Here is a 17,828-nt window from a genome sequence, read left to right on the forward strand (position 1 = left end):
TAGTCATTAAAAAAACGGGCAGAAGCTCAATGCTTCTGCCCGTCATAGTATGACATTTGCTAAAAGGTATTAGTATTGCTTATCAATATCAAGCGATACATTCTTTCCTAATGTGCTGACTGCGCTCTCACCATACCAATCTCCTTCTTTCGTAGACACATTGCCATCTTGGTCAATACGTGCACGAACGATAAAATCAGGCATATCCGACAGCTTACGCTGTTCAATCATATTATTGTCATCTGACATCATGATTTTCAGAGGAAAACGGCTGAGTGGGATACGAGCCGCTGCAACAGGCATAGCAGAACCATCCGCAGGGTGAATTGAAACAATCACGACACCTTGTGAAGGTAACGTCACATTAGAGCCTAAATTCACAGTGATAGGAACTTGCTTATCTAAAGTCGCTTCTGGGTTCATCTTAGATTTTGCTCGTTCAATACTGCGTACTAGCATTTCATAACGTGAATCATCAGGACCAATCAGCATTTGCATCGCTTTCCAAGCAGATACTGCACCTTTATAATCTTGACGCTCAAACGCACTGAACGCTAATAATGATAATGCACGTAGATTGGTTGAGTCTTGACGCAGAACTTGACGAAGTAATGTCTTCGACTGCTCTGCTTTCGCATCGTCACCAGAAAGCATTAATGATTGCGCATAACCCAATTTAATTTCAACATCGTCAGGCTTAAGCTTATAAGCTTTTTGCATTGCTCCAACAGAAGTATCAATATCTCGGTTAGCCATACCAATACGACCTAATAACAACCAACCCATTGCATCGTTTGGTTCTTCATACAATTTAGTACGAAGTCCTAACGTTAAATCGATCATTTCAGAATCACTTAACGAAACACCTTCAGGATTCATCAATTGTTTTGATAACTCAGGTAAACGTTCAGAAACTTCATGCCATTTTTCAATTTTATCGATATTACCGAACTTAAAGTAAAAACCGTAAGAAATAGCAACAAACACAAGAATAGATGGCAAGATGAATAATTTTGCATCCATACTGTCTTGCTGTGCTTTCTCTGGCGCTGGAATATCATCAAGTAATGATTGTTTAAGCTCTGTGATCAACTCTTCTTGATTGTTCACAAGACCTTCAGCGTCTTCTTCTTCTAACTCTAGTAAGCGATCTTTATAGAACGCTTTGTTCAATTCATCTCGGCGAGCATCATCATCTTGCGCTTTAGCTTTCCATAGCGGAAGAACGATGAATGCGATACCAACAAAAATTAGGGCTAAGGTTGAAATCCAAAACAAACTCATTTGTTTACCTTCCCATCTTCTTTAGTGTCATCTAGTAATGCGTTCAAACGATCTTCATGTTCGTTATCCCACTCTTCTGAATTGTCTTCAGTTACGGTTTTGCTTTTACGGCTACGAAGTACAATGAAACCAAATCCAAACACTAATACAGCCAATGGACCTAACCATAAAACAAGCGTACCAGCAGTTAGCGGTGGATCATAAGTAACAAAGTTACCGTAACGATCAATCATATAAGAAACGATCTCATCATCAGATTTACCTTGCTTGGTCATTTCATACACTTTGTGACGCATGTCTTGAGCAAGCTCAGCACTTGAATCAGCAATGTTGTTGTTCTGACATTTAGGGCAACGCAAGGTTTGCCCTAATTCTTTAAATTGCTGTTCTTGTTCTGGTGAATCAAATTTATACAAATCGATAGTGGCATAACTTGCTTGAGCAGCAAAAAAGCTCAACGCAAGAATAGCAGCAAGACGAAGACTCAATTTACGTAATATCATCTTCATTATTTAGACTCCGCAACTAGTTGATCGTACATTGGTTTTAGTTTCTCATTCCAATTACGATCATTTACATCACCAACGTGACGATAGCGAACGATGCCATTTCTATCGATTAAGAACGTCTCAGGCGCACCATAAACACCTAAATCCATTCCTAGCATGCCATCACCATCAAACAACGTAATTAAGTATGGATTACCTAATTCTTTAAGCCATTTGACCGTTCCTGCTCGCTCATCTTTATAGTTCATACCAATAATTTTTACGCCTTCAGTTGCCAGCGTATTAAGGTATTGATGCTCTGCATAGCATGTTGGACACCATTTCGCCCATACATTTAGAAGCAGAGGTTCGCCTCTAAAGATACTTTGATCATAAAGCTTACCTTTTTCCGCTAGATCTTCTAAGCGAAATTCAGGTACCGGTTTACCCACTAAAACTGATTCCAGTTTTGTTGGATCATCGCCATTTGAGTTACGCGTTAATTGGGTAGCAAACACGGCAACTAAAAGTAAAAACAAAGCGAGTGGCACAAATAAAAACTTTTTCATTATTATGCCTCCTGTTTTTTCGATGTTTTACGGAAACGGTAACGCTTATCAGACATTGCTAACACACCGCCTAATGCCATGAATAGAGTACCAGCCCAGATCCAACGAACGAACGGTTTGTAATAAATACGTACAGCCCATGAACGGTTGTCATCTAAACGCTCACCCATCGCAATGTATAGATCACGAGTAATGCCACGGTCAATCGCCGCTTCCGTCATCATCGCTCCAGACGTTGCGTAGAAACGTTTTTCAGCATGTAATGTATTGATGGCTTTACCATCTAACGAAATATCAAAATCAGCGGTATAACCATCATAGTTAGGACCATCAGTATCACGAATGCCAGCAAAGTAGAATTGGTAGCCATTCATTTCAATGTGCTCACCAGGTGCCAAACGTACGTCTTTTTCAATACTGTAGTTTTGTACCATTGCAATACCGATAATCGTAATAGCAAGACCGATATGTGCAGATACCATCGCCCAATGACTGCGGCCAAGTTTCGTTAAACCAACAGCAAGTGTATGACGGTGAGTTGCACGTTCATACATTTCAAAACCATGAAGAATAATGATCCAAATTGACATCATCCAACCTAGGTAAGCCATAAATAGGAACTTATCTGCAAAGATAACCATCATTACAGCAGCAAGAGGAACGGTTACCGCTCCTGTGATTACCATACGTTTAACAAGACTATTTAAATTATCTTTCTTCCAACGGATCAGAGGACCAATACCCAATAAAAATGCAAATGGGATCATCAACCATGCAAATAGCATATCGAAGAACGGTGCACCGATTGAGACTGAGCCTAAACCAAGTTGCTTATGTACTAAGGGTAATAACGTACCAACAAGAACAACAACTAAAGCCGTTATTAATAAAATATTATTGGCTAATAATGCATTTTCACGAGAAAAGAGAGCAAAATTACCACGAACACGAACTGAAGAACCTTTTAAAGCAAACAGCAGTAATGAACCACCGATAACCATCACTAAGAAGGCAAGGATGAACATGCCTCGAGCGGGATCAGAAGCAAAGGCATGAACCGATACCAAGATGCCAGAACGAACAAGGAACGTACCTAATAAACTTAATGAGAATGCTGATATTGCAAGTAGAACGGTCCAAGCTTTAAACGTACCACGTTTCTCGGTTACCGCTAATGAGTGCATTAATGCGGTACCAACAAGCCAAGGCATGAATGATGCGTTTTCTACTGGATCCCAGAACCACCAACCACCCCAGCCAAGTTCATAATATGCCCACCACGAACCTAGAGAGATACCTACGGTTAGAAATGACCATGCAGCAATCGTCCAAGGACGAGACCAACGAGCCCATGCAGTATCTAATCGACCCGTCATTAATGACGCAATAGCAAATGAGAACGCAACAGAGAAACCAACGTAGCCCATATAAAGCATTGGTGGATGAATGATCAACCCAGGATCTTGAAGTAATGGGTTTAAATCACGTCCATCAATTGGAAAAAATGGCAGAGTACGTAAAAATGGGTTCGATGTTAAAATGATAAACAGTAAGAAACCAAGGGTAATCCAGCCCATCACTGCCAATACTCGAGCAACAGACTCTTGAGGCATACCACGACTAAATGTCGCTACAGCCACAGTCCAACCTGCTTGAATTAATACCCAAAGAAGCAATGAACCTTCATGAGCCCCCCACACCGCCGTTAAACGATAATACCAAGGCAGTAAACTGTTTGAGTTACTTGCGACGTATTGGAGAGTGAAATCGTTAACGTAGAATGCCCACATTAAGATCCCAAATGATAAACTGAGGAGTAGGAACATCCCCCAAGCGAGAGGTCTTGCACTTTGCATTAATGCTTTATTGCCACGGCTTGCACCGTACATAGGCAATATACTCAATAGGACAGCAAGTCCTAATGAGGCAATCATCGCAAAATGACCGAGTTCTGGAATCATTGACCAGTTCCTTGTTTTTGTTCTTCTGTGTATTTAAGAGGTTAGTGCGTTTTTTTCATCGCTTCTGCAACCTCTGGCGGCATGTACTCTTCATCATGTTTCGCTAATACTTCATGAGCCTTAACTGTTGTCGCATCAACAAGAACACCTTGCGCGACAATACCTTGGCCTTCACGGAATAAATCAGGAAGAATACCATCATAAATAACGGTGACTTTAGGGCCAATGTCTTCGACTTGAAAACGAACTTCTAAAGACTGAGAATCACGTTTAACCGATCCTACAACAACCATACCACCGATACGTAAACGTTGGCCGACTTCAGGTTTTGTTCCATCAGGCTTACCATTCACTAATTCTGTTGGGGTATAGAATAAATCCATATTTTGATTCAATGCATAAAGCATCAACCCAACCGTTGCACTCGCCCCTAGGACTAGAGCAAGGATCAACCCTAGGCGCTTTTTACGTCTTGGATTCATAATGTATTCTCCATAGTTTTTGCTTTTTTAATTCGTTCTTCTCTTGCCATTCTTTGCTCAATTTCTTTTAATAATTGGCGTCGTTTTCCAAGGCTAGAAAATAGAATCCAAAATAAAGAAAGAAAAGTAGCGCCAAAAGCACCCCATACATAAGCGGCGTAACCACCCATGGCAAAAAAATCACTTAATGTTTCAAAATGCATAACAGTAATTCCCTTCTCTTACATTATTTAGAGACGGTAGATTTAGTCTCTACCAATGCTCTAACCCAAGGACGATGACTCTCTTTTGCTAAAATTTCATTCCTAAAACGAATAAGAGTCACAGAACCGAAGAAAGTTGCAAAGCCTATGATATTTAATAGTAAAGGCCACAACATATCTGAAGAAATCGAAAGTTTATCAAACTTTGTAATACTTGCACCTTGATGAAGCGTATTCCACCATTCGACAGAGAAGTGAATGATTGGCAGATTAATCACACCAACAATAGCAAGAATACCCGCAGCACGAGCAGCGGTTCGTTGATCATCAAACGCGTTATATAAGGCCATAACCCCTAGGTATAAAAATAGAAGAATTAATTCTGACGTTAAACGGGCATCCCATACCCACCAAGCACCCCACATAGGTTTGCCCCAAACGGCACCAGTAAGTAAAGCGATGAACGTAAATACCGCACCAATAGGCGCCATTGCTGCCGCGGCCATATCAGACAATTTTAATTGCCAAACCAAACCAATAAAAGCAGCTATCGCCATCGACATATAAGCGGCCATAGACAAAATAGCAGCAGGTACGTGTATGTAAATAATTCGAAAACTGTCACCTTGTTGATAATCAGAAGGTGCAAAAGCAAGGCCCCAGATGGTCCCAACGGTCAAACTGATGATAGAGATCACCGCAAACCATGGTAGCAGTGTAGTACTTAATTGATACGCTTTTTCTGGTTTAGCGTAAGGATGTAGCCATTTCCACATTGGTTTATCTCACTTACTTAAATATAAAAATTATAATTATAATTATGATTTATTGCACACTGACTCGTAGTGCCGAACTAATGGCAAACGGAGTCAATGTTGCGGAGCCCATAAGAAGCGCTCCTAAAATAGCAAGTTGGCCATTATAAGCCATCCCTAGAGTTGCAGCATCAATTGCAGATGTCGCAAAAATTAGAACCGGTATATAAAGTGGGAGTATAAGAAGGCTTAGCAACACTCCCCCTTTTTGCAGACCCACGGTTAATGCAACCCCTACGGCACCAAGAAAACTCAGTGTGGGTGTTCCAAGTAATAGGGTAAGTACAATGGCTAACCATGTATTGAAATCTAAGGATAATAAAATAGCCAGTAATGGGCTGATAATAATCAACGGCAGGCCAGTCAGTACCCAATGAGCAAACACTTTGGCTAATACTAAAACCGACAATGGGCTTGGCATTAACATCATTTGTTCTAATGAGCCATCGGAAAAATCGTCTCGGAATAAACGTTCAAGAGAAAGTAAGGCAGACAATAAAGCAGCAACCCAAACAATACCCGCCGCAATACGCGCAAGTAGAGTTGGCTCAGGGCCAATACTTAATGGGAATAAGGTAATCACGATAATAAAAAACCATAATGGGTTTAAAACATCGGCTTTACGACGAAAAGCGATCAATAATTCACGTTTTATTATCGTAGTCATTGAAGAAAACATCTATTACTCACCTAACCTGATTTTTTTCAATTCATTACTGTCAGTAAATAAATCCTGATGCGTCGTTAGCAAGACAATTCCACCCTGTTTTGCGTGATCCATAAACAACTGCTCCAACACCTTAACGCCCTGCTTATCAATTGCAGTTAATGGCTCATCAAGAACCCACAACTTATGATTACTCAACCAAAGACGAGCTAATGCAACTCTGCGCTGTTGTCCTGCGGACAATTGTCCTGCTGCAACATCTTCTCGGCCCGCTAAGCCAACACGAGCAAGTGCATCCCAAATAGCCTCTTCATTATAGTCGTTATGCATTGATTGATAAAAAGCCAGATTTTCAAATGCTGTCAACTCACGTTTTACACCCGTGTGATGACCTAGAAAAAGTAACGCGGAATGAAATTCTTCTCGATTCTGTTTAATCGATTCGCCATTCCAATAAATATCACCTTCATCAGAATAACCAAGACCGGCAATAATTCGCAATAATGTGGTTTTTCCTGCACCATTTTGACCTTCTATTTGAATTAACTCACCGTCTGATACGGTAAAGCTGAGTTGTTCAAATAAAACTCTTTCATCTCGAATACAGGTTACATTACGAATTTCTAGCATAGACTTTTATCATTTGAGAATATTGAAAGTATTCTAGCACAGCAAAAACAGGGAAACTTAGATATAAAACAAATCTATTTGCATAGATAAGTAAATAAATATGTCATTTAGTTTCATTTTCATAATGAAAAAAATCCACATTTAATTCATAGGGTTATATATTAAAAAATCAAATACCACCTTATGGGTAGGTGCATTTTTTACCATATCCCATAACGAAAAAAGCCCCTTAAATAAGGAGCTTTTGAATTCGTTAATCTGAAGAAATCGTTATTCTTCGTCTTCCATTCTTAATGGTGGCATAGTGCCTTTACCGCCAACAATTTTGGCTTGTAAAGACATCATTAACTCAGCTTCGGCTTTTGGAAGTTCACACTCTTCCATAAGCTCATTAATCCCTGCACCCAGTTGAACCAATTTATTTGCTCTTGAATACAATCGACTGTCGACATCCGTATTCTCAAGTTCATTTAATCGGTCATCAAAATGTTGACTTAATTGAGTCATTTCCGCGACTTTCTGCCCCATATTAATAGAGCCAGAACGAAATTCAACAAATTGCTTTTGCAGCTTTTGTTGTTCATCTTGAAGGTTTTTATACTGCGCTTTCGCTTCTGTCAGCTGTTGCACGAGTTGCTTATTTCTTCTATTTAGTACAAAGAAGAAAACCAAAACAAGGATCATTGCTGTTGCAGCTAGTAGCTCTGAGAGCTGAGTTAAAATATCGACCATTATAGGCTTGCCATGTCATCCCATTCGTCTTCAGACAAAAGTTTATTAAGATCAACCAAGATAAGTAGTTTGCCTTCACGGTTACTAACACCCTGAATAAATTTAGAGCTGTCTTCCGTTCCAACACTTGGCGTTGTATCAATTTCTGATGAACGTAAGTATACAACTTCTGCCACGCTATCAACAAGGATACCGATAACTTGATGTTCTGATTCAATCACAATGATGCGTGTATTATCACTGATCTCGCCTTGCATTAAACCAAAACGTGAACGAGTATCAATAACTGTTACGACGTTACCACGAAGGTTGATAATACCTAAAACGTAGTCTGGTGCACCTGGTACTGGCGCAATTTCTGTATGGCGTAATACTTCACGAACTTGCATCACGTTAATACCATAGGTTTCTTCTTCTAATTGAAAAGTTACCCATTGTAGTACTTCATCGTTTACTTTATCTTTACGGATCTCTACTTGATTATACTGAGACATTGTATTTCCTCGTCCTCTTAGAGTTATCTTACTCTATTCCCTTAATGTCGAGACCGGCATTAAGCATCGTAATCATTGCCTCAACGTGAATCAAGGCACACATTTTCTCTTTTACCATTCCAGACAACCACGGACGTTTTCCTGCGGTTTCACGCCAACGAATTCGATCACTGGTTAATGTTTCTGTTCCGGCTAACGCATTACACGCTAATCCCCATTTGCTATCACCAAGCATAACAAGGTATTGGTAATTCTCTTTGTAGCTCTCATTTTTGATGCTTTGTGGCATCACCCATTTCGCGGTATCTAACGCATCAATGGTGGTTTCTCGATTATTTTGTAACCCAAGATACCAATCAGGACGACCAATTAAATGATTCAATTCCGTGATCTGATGTATGCCACCTAATTGAGCCAATGGCACAGCAAAAGTAACGCCCATCACTTCAAAAAATAAGACTTGGAACTCTTCATCTAATTCTGAGTTCTTCCAATCTAATCCACTCAAAGGAGGTGATTTTCCTGTTTGAGTCTCTAATTCTATCTCTGAATCAATTGCAGGTTCTTCAGAAATCGAATCGAATTCTTTTATTTCTTCTGGTTTTTTAGTAACAATTTTATCTGAAATATCCCAATCAGAAAGATCCAGTTCTTCTTTCGATTCTTCACTCTCAATGTCATTAACCACATCTTGAGACACTATTGTCGTTTCAACAGCGAGATCTTCTTTTTCTTGTTTTACGAATTCATCAGTAATTAATGAATCAATTTCAACCTGAGCTTCAAGTTGTGAATTCTCTAATTGACTTAATAATCGTTGAACATCCTCCAATTGAGGCAGCTCAAATGGGTATTCATCGTCATCATCAATGTGTTGTGCTAATTGTGGTTGATAGTGAGAAGTAACCTGATCTTCTACCATTACCGTTTCAGATGTCCATGTAATTTCTGGCTCTGGCTCTGGCTCTGGCTCTGGCTCTGGCTCTGGCTCTGGCTCTGGCTCTGGCAAAATGATCTCAATATCTTGATCATCTTCAAGCTCAATAACCTCTTCATTTAATAATGCTGAAAAGTAATCTTCGAGTGCTTCTTCACTGGTCAATGGTTTGAAACTCGTCATTAAACTAATCGCTCCAAGTAGTTCAACAACGTTTTATAGGCAAAAACACCACGGCTGTTTGGAGAAACAAAAGACGGTGGCATTCTTTTTAGACTTGCATCTCTAAATTTTGTATCAATAGGAACGGCTGAAGCCCACACTTGATCAGTATACATATGCTTCAGTTCCATTAATGTTTGTAACGACGCATTCGTTCGTTTGTCATACATTGTTGGAATGATCGTAACATCAAATAAAGACGGTTTATTTCTTTGCATGATGGCTAATGTTTTCATCATACGTTCTAAGCCTTTCATTGCTAAGAACTCAGTTTGAACTGGAATTAAGACACGATTACTGGCCGCTAAGGCATTAATCATCATGACACCTAAGATCGGTGGGCAATCAATAAGTACATAATCGTATTCATCTTCAAGCGCTTTTAATACACGCTTAAGGACCAATCCCATGCCGGTTCGATTCCCCATCACACGATCAAGTGTCGCTAATGACATATGTGCAGGAATAATGTCTAAGCCCGGTACCTTGCTGTGTAAAACAAACGGTTTCACGGTTGTTTTATTTATCGTTGGAAGTTGAAATAACCCAAATAAGCTAGAAGGTAAATTGTCTGAATCATAGCCTAAGTACGTAGTTAACGAACCGTGTGGATCGGTGTCCACCATAAGTACTCGTTTACCACGTTCATTTAATAAACCAGCCAGTGTAATTGTTGTGGTTGTTTTACCCACACCACCTTTCTGGTTTGCTATGCTCCAGACAATCATTCGGTTTTCCTACTTTAATCCAACTTCAACAAGCATTCGTTCAGCGACACGTTCTATCGGCAAACTTTCTGAAGACAAACCGGCTTTATCGACGGCTTGTGGCATGCCATAGACAACACAACTTTGCTCATCTTGAGACCAAATGGTTGCGCCAGCAGCTTTAAGCATACGACAGCCTTCACGACCATCCGCTCCCATACCCGTTAAGATCATAGACAATACTTTATCGCCATACACTTTCGCGGCGGAGCCAAAAGTCACATCAACACATGGTTTGTAATTCATGCGTTCACCACCATCAAGGATCTTCAAACGAGAAGAACCAGGACGACCATCAATCATCATTTGTAAGCCACCTGGAGCCAAATACGCACAACCCGGCTTTAAAATATCGCCATCTTGCGCTTCTTTCACTTGGATCTTACATAAGTTATTTAATCGAGCGGCAAACGCAGCAGTAAACGTTGCTGGCATATGCTGAACTAAAATAATCGGATGTGGGTAATTAGCAGGAAGTGCCGTTAATATCTTTTGTAATGCCACAGGGCCTCCGGTTGAAGTCCCTATTGCGGTTAGCTGATATTTTTTACCCGTTGCTTTAAAGCGTTGACCAATAGGTGCACTTGGCACTGCTTTTACTGGTTCAGCGCTCATTGGCGATGTAATTCGTGACGCAGTTACTCTTGTTGTTGCCGCTGCTCTAGGCTCAGTTTTAGTCACTTGAGTAGCTAAAGCAGGTCGACGCATAAACAATTTCTTACGTGCAATCTCAACAATGCGCTGTTGAAGCAATGAAACCGCCTCATCACGATTACGGGCGATATCTTCAAATTTCTTTGGTAAGAAATCCAATGCACCCGCATCTAACGCATCTAATGTCGCTTTTGCACCATCATGAGTTAACGAAGAAAACATCAAAGTTGGTGTTGGGCACACTTTCATGATTTCTCGAACTGCTGAGATACCGTCCATAACAGGCATCTCTATATCCATGGTGATAACATCTGGCTTTAAAGATTGTGCTTTTTCAACGGCTTCTTTGCCGTTTGTTGCTACATCGATGACTTCAAGGCGTGGATCTGAGTTGATAATTTCACTCACTCGACGTCGAAAAAAGCTTGAATCATCAACAACTAATACTTTTATTGCCATGTCAATCCTTGTGCATTAATGCATACGTACTGCATAACGCTTAAGCAAGTTTGGAACATCAAGAATAAGTGCGATGTGACCATCTGAAGTGATGGTTGCACCTGCCATTCCTGGAGTGCCTTGCAGTAATTCATCAAGAGGTTTAATTACCACCTCTTCTTGTCCAATCAATGTATCAACCACGAAACCGACGCGTTGAGCACCTAATTGAATAATGACTACATGACCTAATCCCGTGCGCTCTGTTTTACGAGCACCAGAAACAAGCCAATCTTGTAAATAAAATAATGGTATCGATTTTTCACGAACGATGGTCGTTAGCTGCCCATCAACAATATTTGTTTTAGAAAGATCAAGATGGAAAATCTCATTCACACTTGCTAGTGGCAATGCAAACGGCTGGTTTGCAACCCCTACCATTAATGTAGGAAGAATAGCGAGTGTTAATGGTACTTTGATTACAATCTTAGTCCCTTCGCCCATGCTTGAATCAATATCGATAGACCCATTTAATTGGTTGATGGCTGTCTTCACAACATCCATACCTACACCACGGCCTGAAATGTCTGAGATTTCAGTTTTCGTTGAAAAACCAGGTGCAAAAATAAGGTTATAACATTCTTTGTTCGTAAGGCGAGAGGCTGCATCAGTATCCATCAAACCACGATTAACCGCGATTCCACGAAGCTTATCAGCGTCCATACCACCACCATCATCGATGATGCTTAGTAAGATATGATCGCCTTCTTGTGAAGCAGACAGAATCACTTTACCGGTACGATCTTTGCCCGTTTTTTCACGAACATCTGGCATTTCAATACCATGATCGACAGAGTTACGAACCAAGTGAATCAATGGATCAGCAAGTGCTTCCACTAAGTTTTTATCTAGATCCGTTTCTTCACCGCGCATTTCAAGCACAATGTCTTTTTTCAGAGTACGAGCTAAATCACGAACAACACGTGGGAAGCGGCCAAATACTTTCTTGATTGGCTGCATACGTGTTTTCATTACTGCGCCTTGGATATCAGCAGTAACGACATCAAGGTTTGAAACTGCTTTAGACATTTCTTCGTCATTGCTGTTCAAACCAAGACTCACTAAGCGGTTACGAACCAATACTAATTCACCCACCATGTTCATGATGTTGTCTAGCGTTGATGTATCAACACGTACCGTGCTTTCTGCTTGTGATTTCTGTTGTTTAGTTGGCGCTTTTTGAACTGGCTTAGGTGCTTCAACCGGTTTTGGGGCTTGTGTTCTTGTTGGCGCAAGCGGAGCTTCAACTACCGGTGCTTTTTCTACCACTGGCGTTTCTACCATTGAAGAAGCAGGCTTAACCGCTTGTTCTAACTCTTCATCTGTTGGGCCTTTACCAGAACCGTGCAGCTGATCTAATAACTTTTCAAACTCATCATCAGACATTACATCTGAATCACCAGACATCGCAATATCGGCTGATTTTGTGTCAACAACCGGAGCAGACACGGCCGCTACCGATGAATTTGTCGGGCTATTACCTGAACCATGTAGCTCATCAAGTAAACGCTCAAATTCATCATCAGTAATATCGCCTTCAGGCATAGAGCTCACGGTATTTGAAGAAACAGGAGTTGACGCAACTGGCGCAGAAGTCACCGCTGAAGGTGCCGTTCCTTTACCGTGCAATTCATCTAACAGTTTCTCAAATTCATCTTCTGTAATGTCATCCACAGAATCATGGATAGCTGAAGTCGCAGTGATCACAGGAGCGACAACGGCTGGTGCAGGTGCAGCTACGGAAACTTCATCTTCGCTTGTCGGCTTGCTTAGACGATGTAACTCATCTAAAACCTGTTGCGATGCTGGCGCTAAAGGCTCACCATTTTGCACTGAACCAAACATAACGTTCACGGTATCTAGCGTTTCTAGAATCGTATCCATCAGCTCAGAGGTAACTTTGCGTTTACCAGTACGAAGGATATCAAACACATTCTCCGCACCATGACATGCATCAACCAATTCAGTTAATGAAAGGAAGCCTGCGCCCCCTTTTACTGTATGGAAACCACGGAAAATTGCATTTAATAAATCAGAATCATCAGGGCGTTGCTCTAATTCAACTAATTGTTCAGAAAGTAGCTCAAGAATTTCTCCTGCTTCAATTAAGAAATCTTGCAGAATGTCTTCATCCATTTCAAAGCTCATAATATTCCTCTAAAATCCAAGACTGGCTAATAAATCATCGACATCATCTTGCGATGCCACAGCGTCTTCACGTTCATGCGGGTTCAAAATAGGACCCTCAGCTTTAGACGGTTTTTTAGATTCGTCTTCTGCAGCACCTAGGCGTTCTTCAACTTTAAACAACGTCAATATATCAACCAGTCGGTCTTCGACTTCCTGAACTAATGTTATTACACGTTTAATTATCTGACCGGAAAGGTCTTGAAAGTCTTGCGCCATTAAAATGTTGGTTAACTCGTTACGAAGTTCCGAGCTATTACCTTCAACTTGAGTAAGAAGTCCATCAATGTTGTGACATAAAGATTTAAATTGAGCTAACTCAATTCGACCTTTCATTAGGCTATTCCATTGAGGACGAACCTGAAGAAGTCCTTCATGCAACTCGTCAGCAATAGGTAATGAACGATCAACAGCATCCATGGTTTTATTGCCGGCTATTTCCGTTTTATCAATCACATATTGCAAACGATCACGTGCATCAGGGATCTCATCATTAGCAATAGCAACAACGCGGTGATCAAGTTTAAAGTTCTTTAATGATTCGTGAAGATCACGAGTTAAAGATCCTATTTCTTGAAGCATTGGCTGCTCTTGAGGAACGGCGAGTGCGGCAACCAATTGATTGGCTTCTTCTTGCTTGCCGTCTTCTAATAAAGCGACAAGTTCCTTGGCATCTGTTAATGAAATCATTGTTAGGTGGTCCTTACTTACGCAACACTTTCTTATAAACGTTCAAAAATCTTGTCTAATTTTTCTTTCAATGTTGCAGCAGTAAATGGCTTAACAATATAACCATTAACACCCGCTTGAGCGGCTTCAATGATCTGCTCGCGTTTTGCTTCAGCGGTGATCATTAATACAGGTAAATGTTTTAATTCGCCATCGGCACGAATTGTTTTTAGCAAGTCGATCCCTTGCATGCCTGGCATGTTCCAATCTGTTACTACAAAATCGAAACCGCCCTTTTTAAGCAATGGTAATGCTGTTAAACCATCATCCGCTTCTTGGGTGTTATTAAAACCTAAGTCACGTAATAAGTTTTTTACAATACGGCGCATTGTTGAGAAGTCATCAACAATAAGGATCTTCATGTTTTTATTCAAAATCGCCTCCAGTGAGGGCACAAAGTAACGGGATTTAATTATTCTACTGTCCAAGTTGATAACTTGGCCCGTAGTCGTTGCATTGATTGACTGTGTATTTGGCTGACACGAGACTCGCTGACACCAATAACTGCACCAATTTCTTTCAAATTTAACTCTTCATCATAATAAAGAGATAAAACTAAAGCTTCTCTTTCTGGAAGGGTTTTAATCGCCTCCACAAGAGCAACTCGAAAATGTTCATCTACAACACCTTGAAATGGAATATTATCATCAGCGTGTTCTTCCGTTGTTATTACATCTTCGGAAACGCCTAAATCTTCCATACCTACAAGTTTACCGCAATTTACATCATTAAGTATCTGATAATACTGATCTAACGGTAATTCTAAATGTTCTGCTATCTCTTTATCGGTCGGTTCGCGAGAAAGTTTAGCTTCAAGTGCTTTAATTGCTGCATTAACCATTCGACTATTCTTATGAACAGAGCGAGGAACCCAGTCCCCGCGTCGAATTTCATCCAGCATCGAACCTCTGATTCTTATTCCAGCGTATGTTTCAAAACTTGCGCCTTTACTGCCGTCATAATTTTGTTGTGCTTCTAACAGGCCGATCATTCCAGACTGTATTAAATCATCAACTAATACACTTGCTGGTAATCTTGCCATTAAGTGATGGGCAATGCGTTTTACCAGTTCAGAATAGCGCTCTAAAAATGCTTTCTGACTGTTCACATTGCCTTTATGATCGTAAGTTAAGGTATTAGACATAGTCGTCCTCTACTTCGCTGGTTTTTTCATTTCGTAGCAGTTTCTCTACAAAAAATTCTAAATGTCCACTTGGTGCTTTAGGCACAGGCCATGTCACGATTTTATTCGCTAATGACTTCATCGCTAATGCCGCAGGTGAACGAGGGTAAGCGTCTACAACTACTTTTTGCTTTCTTACCGCTAAACGCACTTTTTCATCTAATGGAATACAAGCCACTAATTCCATGTTTGCAGATAAAAAACGATCCGTTACTAACGTTAGTTTTGCAAATAGCTCGCGGCCTTCACGGTAACTTCTCACCATGTTAGCGACAATTTTGAATCGTTGAACATTATGTTCACGACTCAGTAATTTAATCAGTGCGTATGCATCCGTAATTGACGTTGGTTCATCACATACCACCACTAATACATCTTGTGCAGCACGAGCAAAACTCGTCACCATGTCAGATATGCCAGCCGCGGTATCGATCAGTAATATGTCAATATCATCTTCTAAGCTACTAAAAGCTCGGATTAACCCTGCATGTTGCACAGGCGAAAGTTCAGCCATCGATTTTGTACCAGACGTCGCGGGAATAATTTTCACTCCGTACGGGCCTTCTACAATGATGTCCGCTAAATCACATTCGCCTTCAAGTACGTGACCTAGGTTTTTATGCGCACGGACACCAAGCATGATATCAATGTTTGCTAAGCCAAGATCGCCATCCAACACCATCACTTTCTTTCCTTGCTGAGCAAGTGATAATGCTAAATTTAATGTTACGTTTGTTTTGCCTACGCCGCCTTTACCACCCGTTACGGCAACCACTTTGGTCAACGTAGGTTTGGTCAGTCGTCGTAATCCACTAGCCTGATCGTATATATTATTATCAATCATAAATTATTTGCCTCTGGCATGTCGCTATTCCAGAAATGAGGGTCCTTTTCCGTCGCTTTTTCTAGTAATTCATTTGCTTTAGCTACTAGGTATTTAGGTTGAGCAAGTACGATATCTTCAGGTACGCGCTGACCATTAGCAATATAAGAGATCGGTAACCCATTTTCGATGGTTACACTAATTAACTCACCTAAGCTCAATGACTCATCAATCTTACTTAAAATACACCCAGACAATGGGATACGTTTAAAGTGATCGATCGTCTCTTGTAGCACTCGGCGTTGTGCCGTTGCTGGCATAACTAAATAACTATTTATTTGTGAGCCACTATGCTCCATTAATGTGTCTAATTGCTCTGTTAATCGAACATCACGTTGACCCATACCCGCAGTATCTACCAAAATTAAACGGCGATTGCGTAATTGATATAAGACGGTTGCAAGTTCATCGGCATCTTTTGCAATTCGAACTGGGCAACCCATGATTCGGCCATAAATAGCCAATTGTTCTTGTGCCCCAATACGGAAAGTGTCCGTCGTAACTAAGGCAACTTGATCTGGTCCATATTCCATTGCAGCTCTTGCTGCTAATTTTGCGATTGTTGTTGTTTTACCAACCCCAGTAGGACCAAGCAAAGCAACAATACCACCACGAGCCAATGTATCGACTTTAGTGGTTGGAATTTGCTCTGCTAACAATTTTAGTAATGATGCCCATGCGTCTTTAGGTTCGGTATCTTCAGGAATATAACACGCTAATTGATCCGCTAATTCTTCAGATAAACCCATTTTCTCTAAACGTTTAATTAACATTGCTCGAAGTGGCTCTCTACGCTCGACTTCTTGCCACATTAATCCTGACACTTGATGTTCTAACAAACGACGAATAGACGACATTTCAGAACGCATGCCTTCTAAATCTTCATTCGATTCTTGATTTGATCGTCTTCCTTTCTCATAACGAGAAGGATCTAATTTAGGCTGCATTCTCTCAGGACGATCATTCATTGGATTATCCGAAATAAGGTGCGCTAAGTTTGGATTACTTTGAATCGCACGAGTCATTTCAGACGTATCTAATTTAGGTCTTGAGTGTGTTGCAGGCTTTGATGATACTGATTGATGTTGAAACTTAGATTGACGCTGAAGCAAAGCCGCTAAACTGTCTTCTTCACGTTGCTCTGTCTTTTCAGGTTCAGCAGGAGCCCCTGAATTTGAACCATATTGCTTTATCATATTAGCAAAGCGACGCGTCATAGAGCCTTTATTGTTATTGCCTACATTCACTCTGTCATCTTCAATTTCACGACGTACAGGCGCAGCAGACGACGTTGAACTACCGTTAGGATCGATTGCCGCTACGATTTCAATACCGCCAGTGACTTTTTTATTTGACATAATGACGGCGTCAACACCCAGTTCTTCTTTTACTTGAACTAGAGCTGAGCGCATATCTTTTGCAAAAAATCGTTTAATTTTCAAT

Annotated in this window: 20 protein-coding genes; all 20 read right to left on the bottom strand. The window is 40.6% G+C overall.

Features of this window, described 5'->3' with window-relative positions:
* Positions 1–69 precede the first annotated feature (69 nt).
* A complete protein-coding gene (gene ccmI, locus VSAL_RS11915) occupies positions 70–1,284 on the bottom strand; it encodes a c-type cytochrome biogenesis protein CcmI (protein WP_012550776.1) in 1,215 nt (404 codons plus the stop codon).
* Positions 1,281–1,793 (bottom strand): cytochrome c-type biogenesis protein, encoded by a 513-nt coding sequence (locus tag VSAL_RS11920; RefSeq protein WP_023603874.1) that lies wholly within the window; start codon positions 1,791–1,793, stop codon positions 1,281–1,283. The genes ccmI and VSAL_RS11920 overlap by 4 nt, the downstream gene beginning before the upstream one ends.
* Positions 1,793–2,344 carry a DsbE family thiol:disulfide interchange protein gene (locus VSAL_RS11925; protein WP_044583307.1) on the bottom strand — a complete coding sequence of 184 codons (552 nt, stop codon included), beginning with the start codon at positions 2,342–2,344 and terminating at the stop codon, positions 1,793–1,795. The genes VSAL_RS11920 and VSAL_RS11925 overlap by 1 nt, the downstream gene beginning before the upstream one ends.
* A complete protein-coding gene (locus VSAL_RS11930; protein WP_012550779.1) occupies positions 2,344–4,302 on the bottom strand; it encodes a heme lyase CcmF/NrfE family subunit in 1,959 nt (652 codons plus the stop codon). Before VSAL_RS11930 ends, VSAL_RS11925 begins: the two co-directional genes overlap by 1 nt.
* 41 nt (positions 4,303–4,343) lie before the next feature.
* On the bottom strand, positions 4,344–4,784 hold the full coding sequence (gene ccmE, locus VSAL_RS11935) for a cytochrome c maturation protein CcmE (RefSeq protein ID WP_012550780.1): 441 nt from the start codon (positions 4,782–4,784) through the stop codon (positions 4,344–4,346).
* Positions 4,781–4,987, bottom strand: a complete 207-nt coding sequence (gene ccmD, locus VSAL_RS11940) for a heme exporter protein CcmD (protein WP_012550781.1) — start codon at positions 4,985–4,987, stop codon at positions 4,781–4,783. Before ccmD ends, ccmE begins: the two co-directional genes overlap by 4 nt.
* Positions 4,988–5,010: 23 nt before the next feature.
* On the bottom strand, positions 5,011–5,763 hold the full coding sequence (locus VSAL_RS11945; RefSeq protein ID WP_012550782.1) for a heme ABC transporter permease: 753 nt from the start codon (positions 5,761–5,763) through the stop codon (positions 5,011–5,013).
* A gap of 49 nt (positions 5,764–5,812) precedes the next feature.
* Positions 5,813–6,481 (bottom strand): heme exporter protein CcmB, encoded by a 669-nt coding sequence (ccmB, locus tag VSAL_RS11950; protein ID WP_012550783.1) that lies wholly within the window; start codon positions 6,479–6,481, stop codon positions 5,813–5,815.
* Between the two features lie 3 nt (positions 6,482–6,484).
* Complete coding sequence (gene ccmA, locus VSAL_RS11955) at positions 6,485–7,099, bottom strand: cytochrome c biogenesis heme-transporting ATPase CcmA (protein WP_012550784.1); 615 nt, start codon at positions 7,097–7,099, stop codon at positions 6,485–6,487.
* Between the two features lie 270 nt (positions 7,100–7,369).
* Positions 7,370–7,831, bottom strand: coding sequence for a DUF2802 domain-containing protein (locus tag VSAL_RS11960; RefSeq protein WP_012550785.1), 462 nt, complete (start codon positions 7,829–7,831; stop codon positions 7,370–7,372).
* Positions 7,831–8,325 carry a chemotaxis protein CheW gene (locus VSAL_RS11965; protein ID WP_012550786.1) on the bottom strand — a complete coding sequence of 165 codons (495 nt, stop codon included), beginning with the start codon at positions 8,323–8,325 and terminating at the stop codon, positions 7,831–7,833. Before VSAL_RS11965 ends, VSAL_RS11960 begins: the two co-directional genes overlap by 1 nt.
* Positions 8,326–8,353: 28 nt before the next feature.
* On the bottom strand, positions 8,354–9,445 hold the full coding sequence (locus tag VSAL_RS11970; RefSeq protein WP_012550787.1) for a chemotaxis protein CheW: 1,092 nt from the start codon (positions 9,443–9,445) through the stop codon (positions 8,354–8,356).
* Positions 9,445–10,212 carry a ParA family protein gene (locus VSAL_RS11975; protein ID WP_012550788.1) on the bottom strand — a complete coding sequence of 256 codons (768 nt, stop codon included), beginning with the start codon at positions 10,210–10,212 and terminating at the stop codon, positions 9,445–9,447. Before VSAL_RS11975 ends, VSAL_RS11970 begins: the two co-directional genes overlap by 1 nt.
* A gap of 9 nt (positions 10,213–10,221) precedes the next feature.
* On the bottom strand, positions 10,222–11,364 hold the full coding sequence (locus tag VSAL_RS11980; protein WP_012550789.1) for a protein-glutamate methylesterase/protein-glutamine glutaminase: 1,143 nt from the start codon (positions 11,362–11,364) through the stop codon (positions 10,222–10,224).
* Positions 11,365–11,379: 15 nt separating this feature from the next.
* Entirely contained in the window at positions 11,380–13,551 is a 2,172-nt protein-coding gene (locus VSAL_RS11985; protein WP_012550790.1) for a chemotaxis protein CheA, read from the bottom strand.
* A gap of 9 nt (positions 13,552–13,560) precedes the next feature.
* Positions 13,561–14,280 (bottom strand): protein phosphatase CheZ, encoded by a 720-nt coding sequence (locus VSAL_RS11990; protein ID WP_012550791.1) that lies wholly within the window; start codon positions 14,278–14,280, stop codon positions 13,561–13,563.
* A gap of 32 nt (positions 14,281–14,312) precedes the next feature.
* Entirely contained in the window at positions 14,313–14,681 is a 369-nt protein-coding gene (gene cheY, locus VSAL_RS11995) for a chemotaxis response regulator CheY (protein WP_012550792.1), read from the bottom strand.
* A 50-nt stretch (positions 14,682–14,731) separates the two neighbouring features.
* Positions 14,732–15,463, bottom strand: a complete 732-nt coding sequence (locus tag VSAL_RS12000; RefSeq protein WP_012550793.1) for an RNA polymerase sigma factor FliA — start codon at positions 15,461–15,463, stop codon at positions 14,732–14,734.
* On the bottom strand, positions 15,456–16,346 hold the full coding sequence (locus VSAL_RS12005) for a MinD/ParA family protein (protein WP_012550794.1): 891 nt from the start codon (positions 16,344–16,346) through the stop codon (positions 15,456–15,458). The genes VSAL_RS12000 and VSAL_RS12005 overlap by 8 nt, the downstream gene beginning before the upstream one ends.
* Entirely contained in the window at positions 16,343–17,827 is a 1,485-nt protein-coding gene (flhF, locus tag VSAL_RS12010; RefSeq protein ID WP_017023448.1) for a flagellar biosynthesis protein FlhF, read from the bottom strand. Before flhF ends, VSAL_RS12005 begins: the two co-directional genes overlap by 4 nt.
* Between the last annotated feature and the right edge of the window lies 1 nt (position 17,828).

The organism is Aliivibrio salmonicida LFI1238 (assembly GCF_000196495.1).
GTDB classification, from domain to species: Bacteria; Pseudomonadota; Gammaproteobacteria; order Enterobacterales; family Vibrionaceae; genus Aliivibrio; species Aliivibrio salmonicida.

Bases quoted from the DNA above. Each gene is read 5' to 3' on its own strand.
- VSAL_RS11985 (WP_012550790.1), bottom strand. From the start codon at position 13,551: ATGAGCTTTGAAATGGATGAAGACATTCTGCAAGATTTCTTAATTGAA.
- VSAL_RS11920 (WP_023603874.1), bottom strand. From the start codon at position 1,793: ATGAAGATGATATTACGTAAATTGAGTCTTCGTCTTGCTGCTATTCTT.
- VSAL_RS11945 (WP_012550782.1), bottom strand. From the start codon at position 5,763: ATGTGGAAATGGCTACATCCTTACGCTAAACCAGAAAAAGCGTATCAA.
- VSAL_RS12000 (WP_012550793.1), bottom strand. From the start codon at position 15,463: ATGTCTAATACCTTAACTTACGATCATAAAGGCAATGTGAACAGTCAG.
- VSAL_RS11970 (WP_012550787.1), bottom strand. From the start codon at position 9,445: ATGACGAGTTTCAAACCATTGACCAGTGAAGAAGCACTCGAAGATTAC.
- VSAL_RS12005 (WP_012550794.1), bottom strand. From the start codon at position 16,346: ATGATTGATAATAATATATACGATCAGGCTAGTGGATTACGACGACTG.
- ccmB (WP_012550783.1), bottom strand. From the start codon at position 6,481: ATGTTTTCTTCAATGACTACGATAATAAAACGTGAATTATTGATCGCT.
- VSAL_RS11980 (WP_012550789.1), bottom strand. From the start codon at position 11,364: ATGGCAATAAAAGTATTAGTTGTTGATGATTCAAGCTTTTTTCGACGT.
- VSAL_RS11990 (WP_012550791.1), bottom strand. From the start codon at position 14,280: ATGATTTCATTAACAGATGCCAAGGAACTTGTCGCTTTATTAGAAGAC.
- VSAL_RS11965 (WP_012550786.1), bottom strand. From the start codon at position 8,325: ATGTCTCAGTATAATCAAGTAGAGATCCGTAAAGATAAAGTAAACGAT.
- VSAL_RS11930 (WP_012550779.1), bottom strand. From the start codon at position 4,302: ATGATTCCAGAACTCGGTCATTTTGCGATGATTGCCTCATTAGGACTT.
- VSAL_RS11975 (WP_012550788.1), bottom strand. From the start codon at position 10,212: ATGATTGTCTGGAGCATAGCAAACCAGAAAGGTGGTGTGGGTAAAACA.
- VSAL_RS11960 (WP_012550785.1), bottom strand. From the start codon at position 7,831: ATGGTCGATATTTTAACTCAGCTCTCAGAGCTACTAGCTGCAACAGCA.
- ccmD (WP_012550781.1), bottom strand. From the start codon at position 4,987: ATGCATTTTGAAACATTAAGTGATTTTTTTGCCATGGGTGGTTACGCC.
- ccmA (WP_012550784.1), bottom strand. From the start codon at position 7,099: ATGCTAGAAATTCGTAATGTAACCTGTATTCGAGATGAAAGAGTTTTA.
- cheY (WP_012550792.1), bottom strand. From the start codon at position 14,681: ATGAAGATCCTTATTGTTGATGACTTCTCAACAATGCGCCGTATTGTA.
- ccmI (WP_012550776.1), bottom strand. From the start codon at position 1,284: ATGAGTTTGTTTTGGATTTCAACCTTAGCCCTAATTTTTGTTGGTATC.
- ccmE (WP_012550780.1), bottom strand. From the start codon at position 4,784: ATGAATCCAAGACGTAAAAAGCGCCTAGGGTTGATCCTTGCTCTAGTC.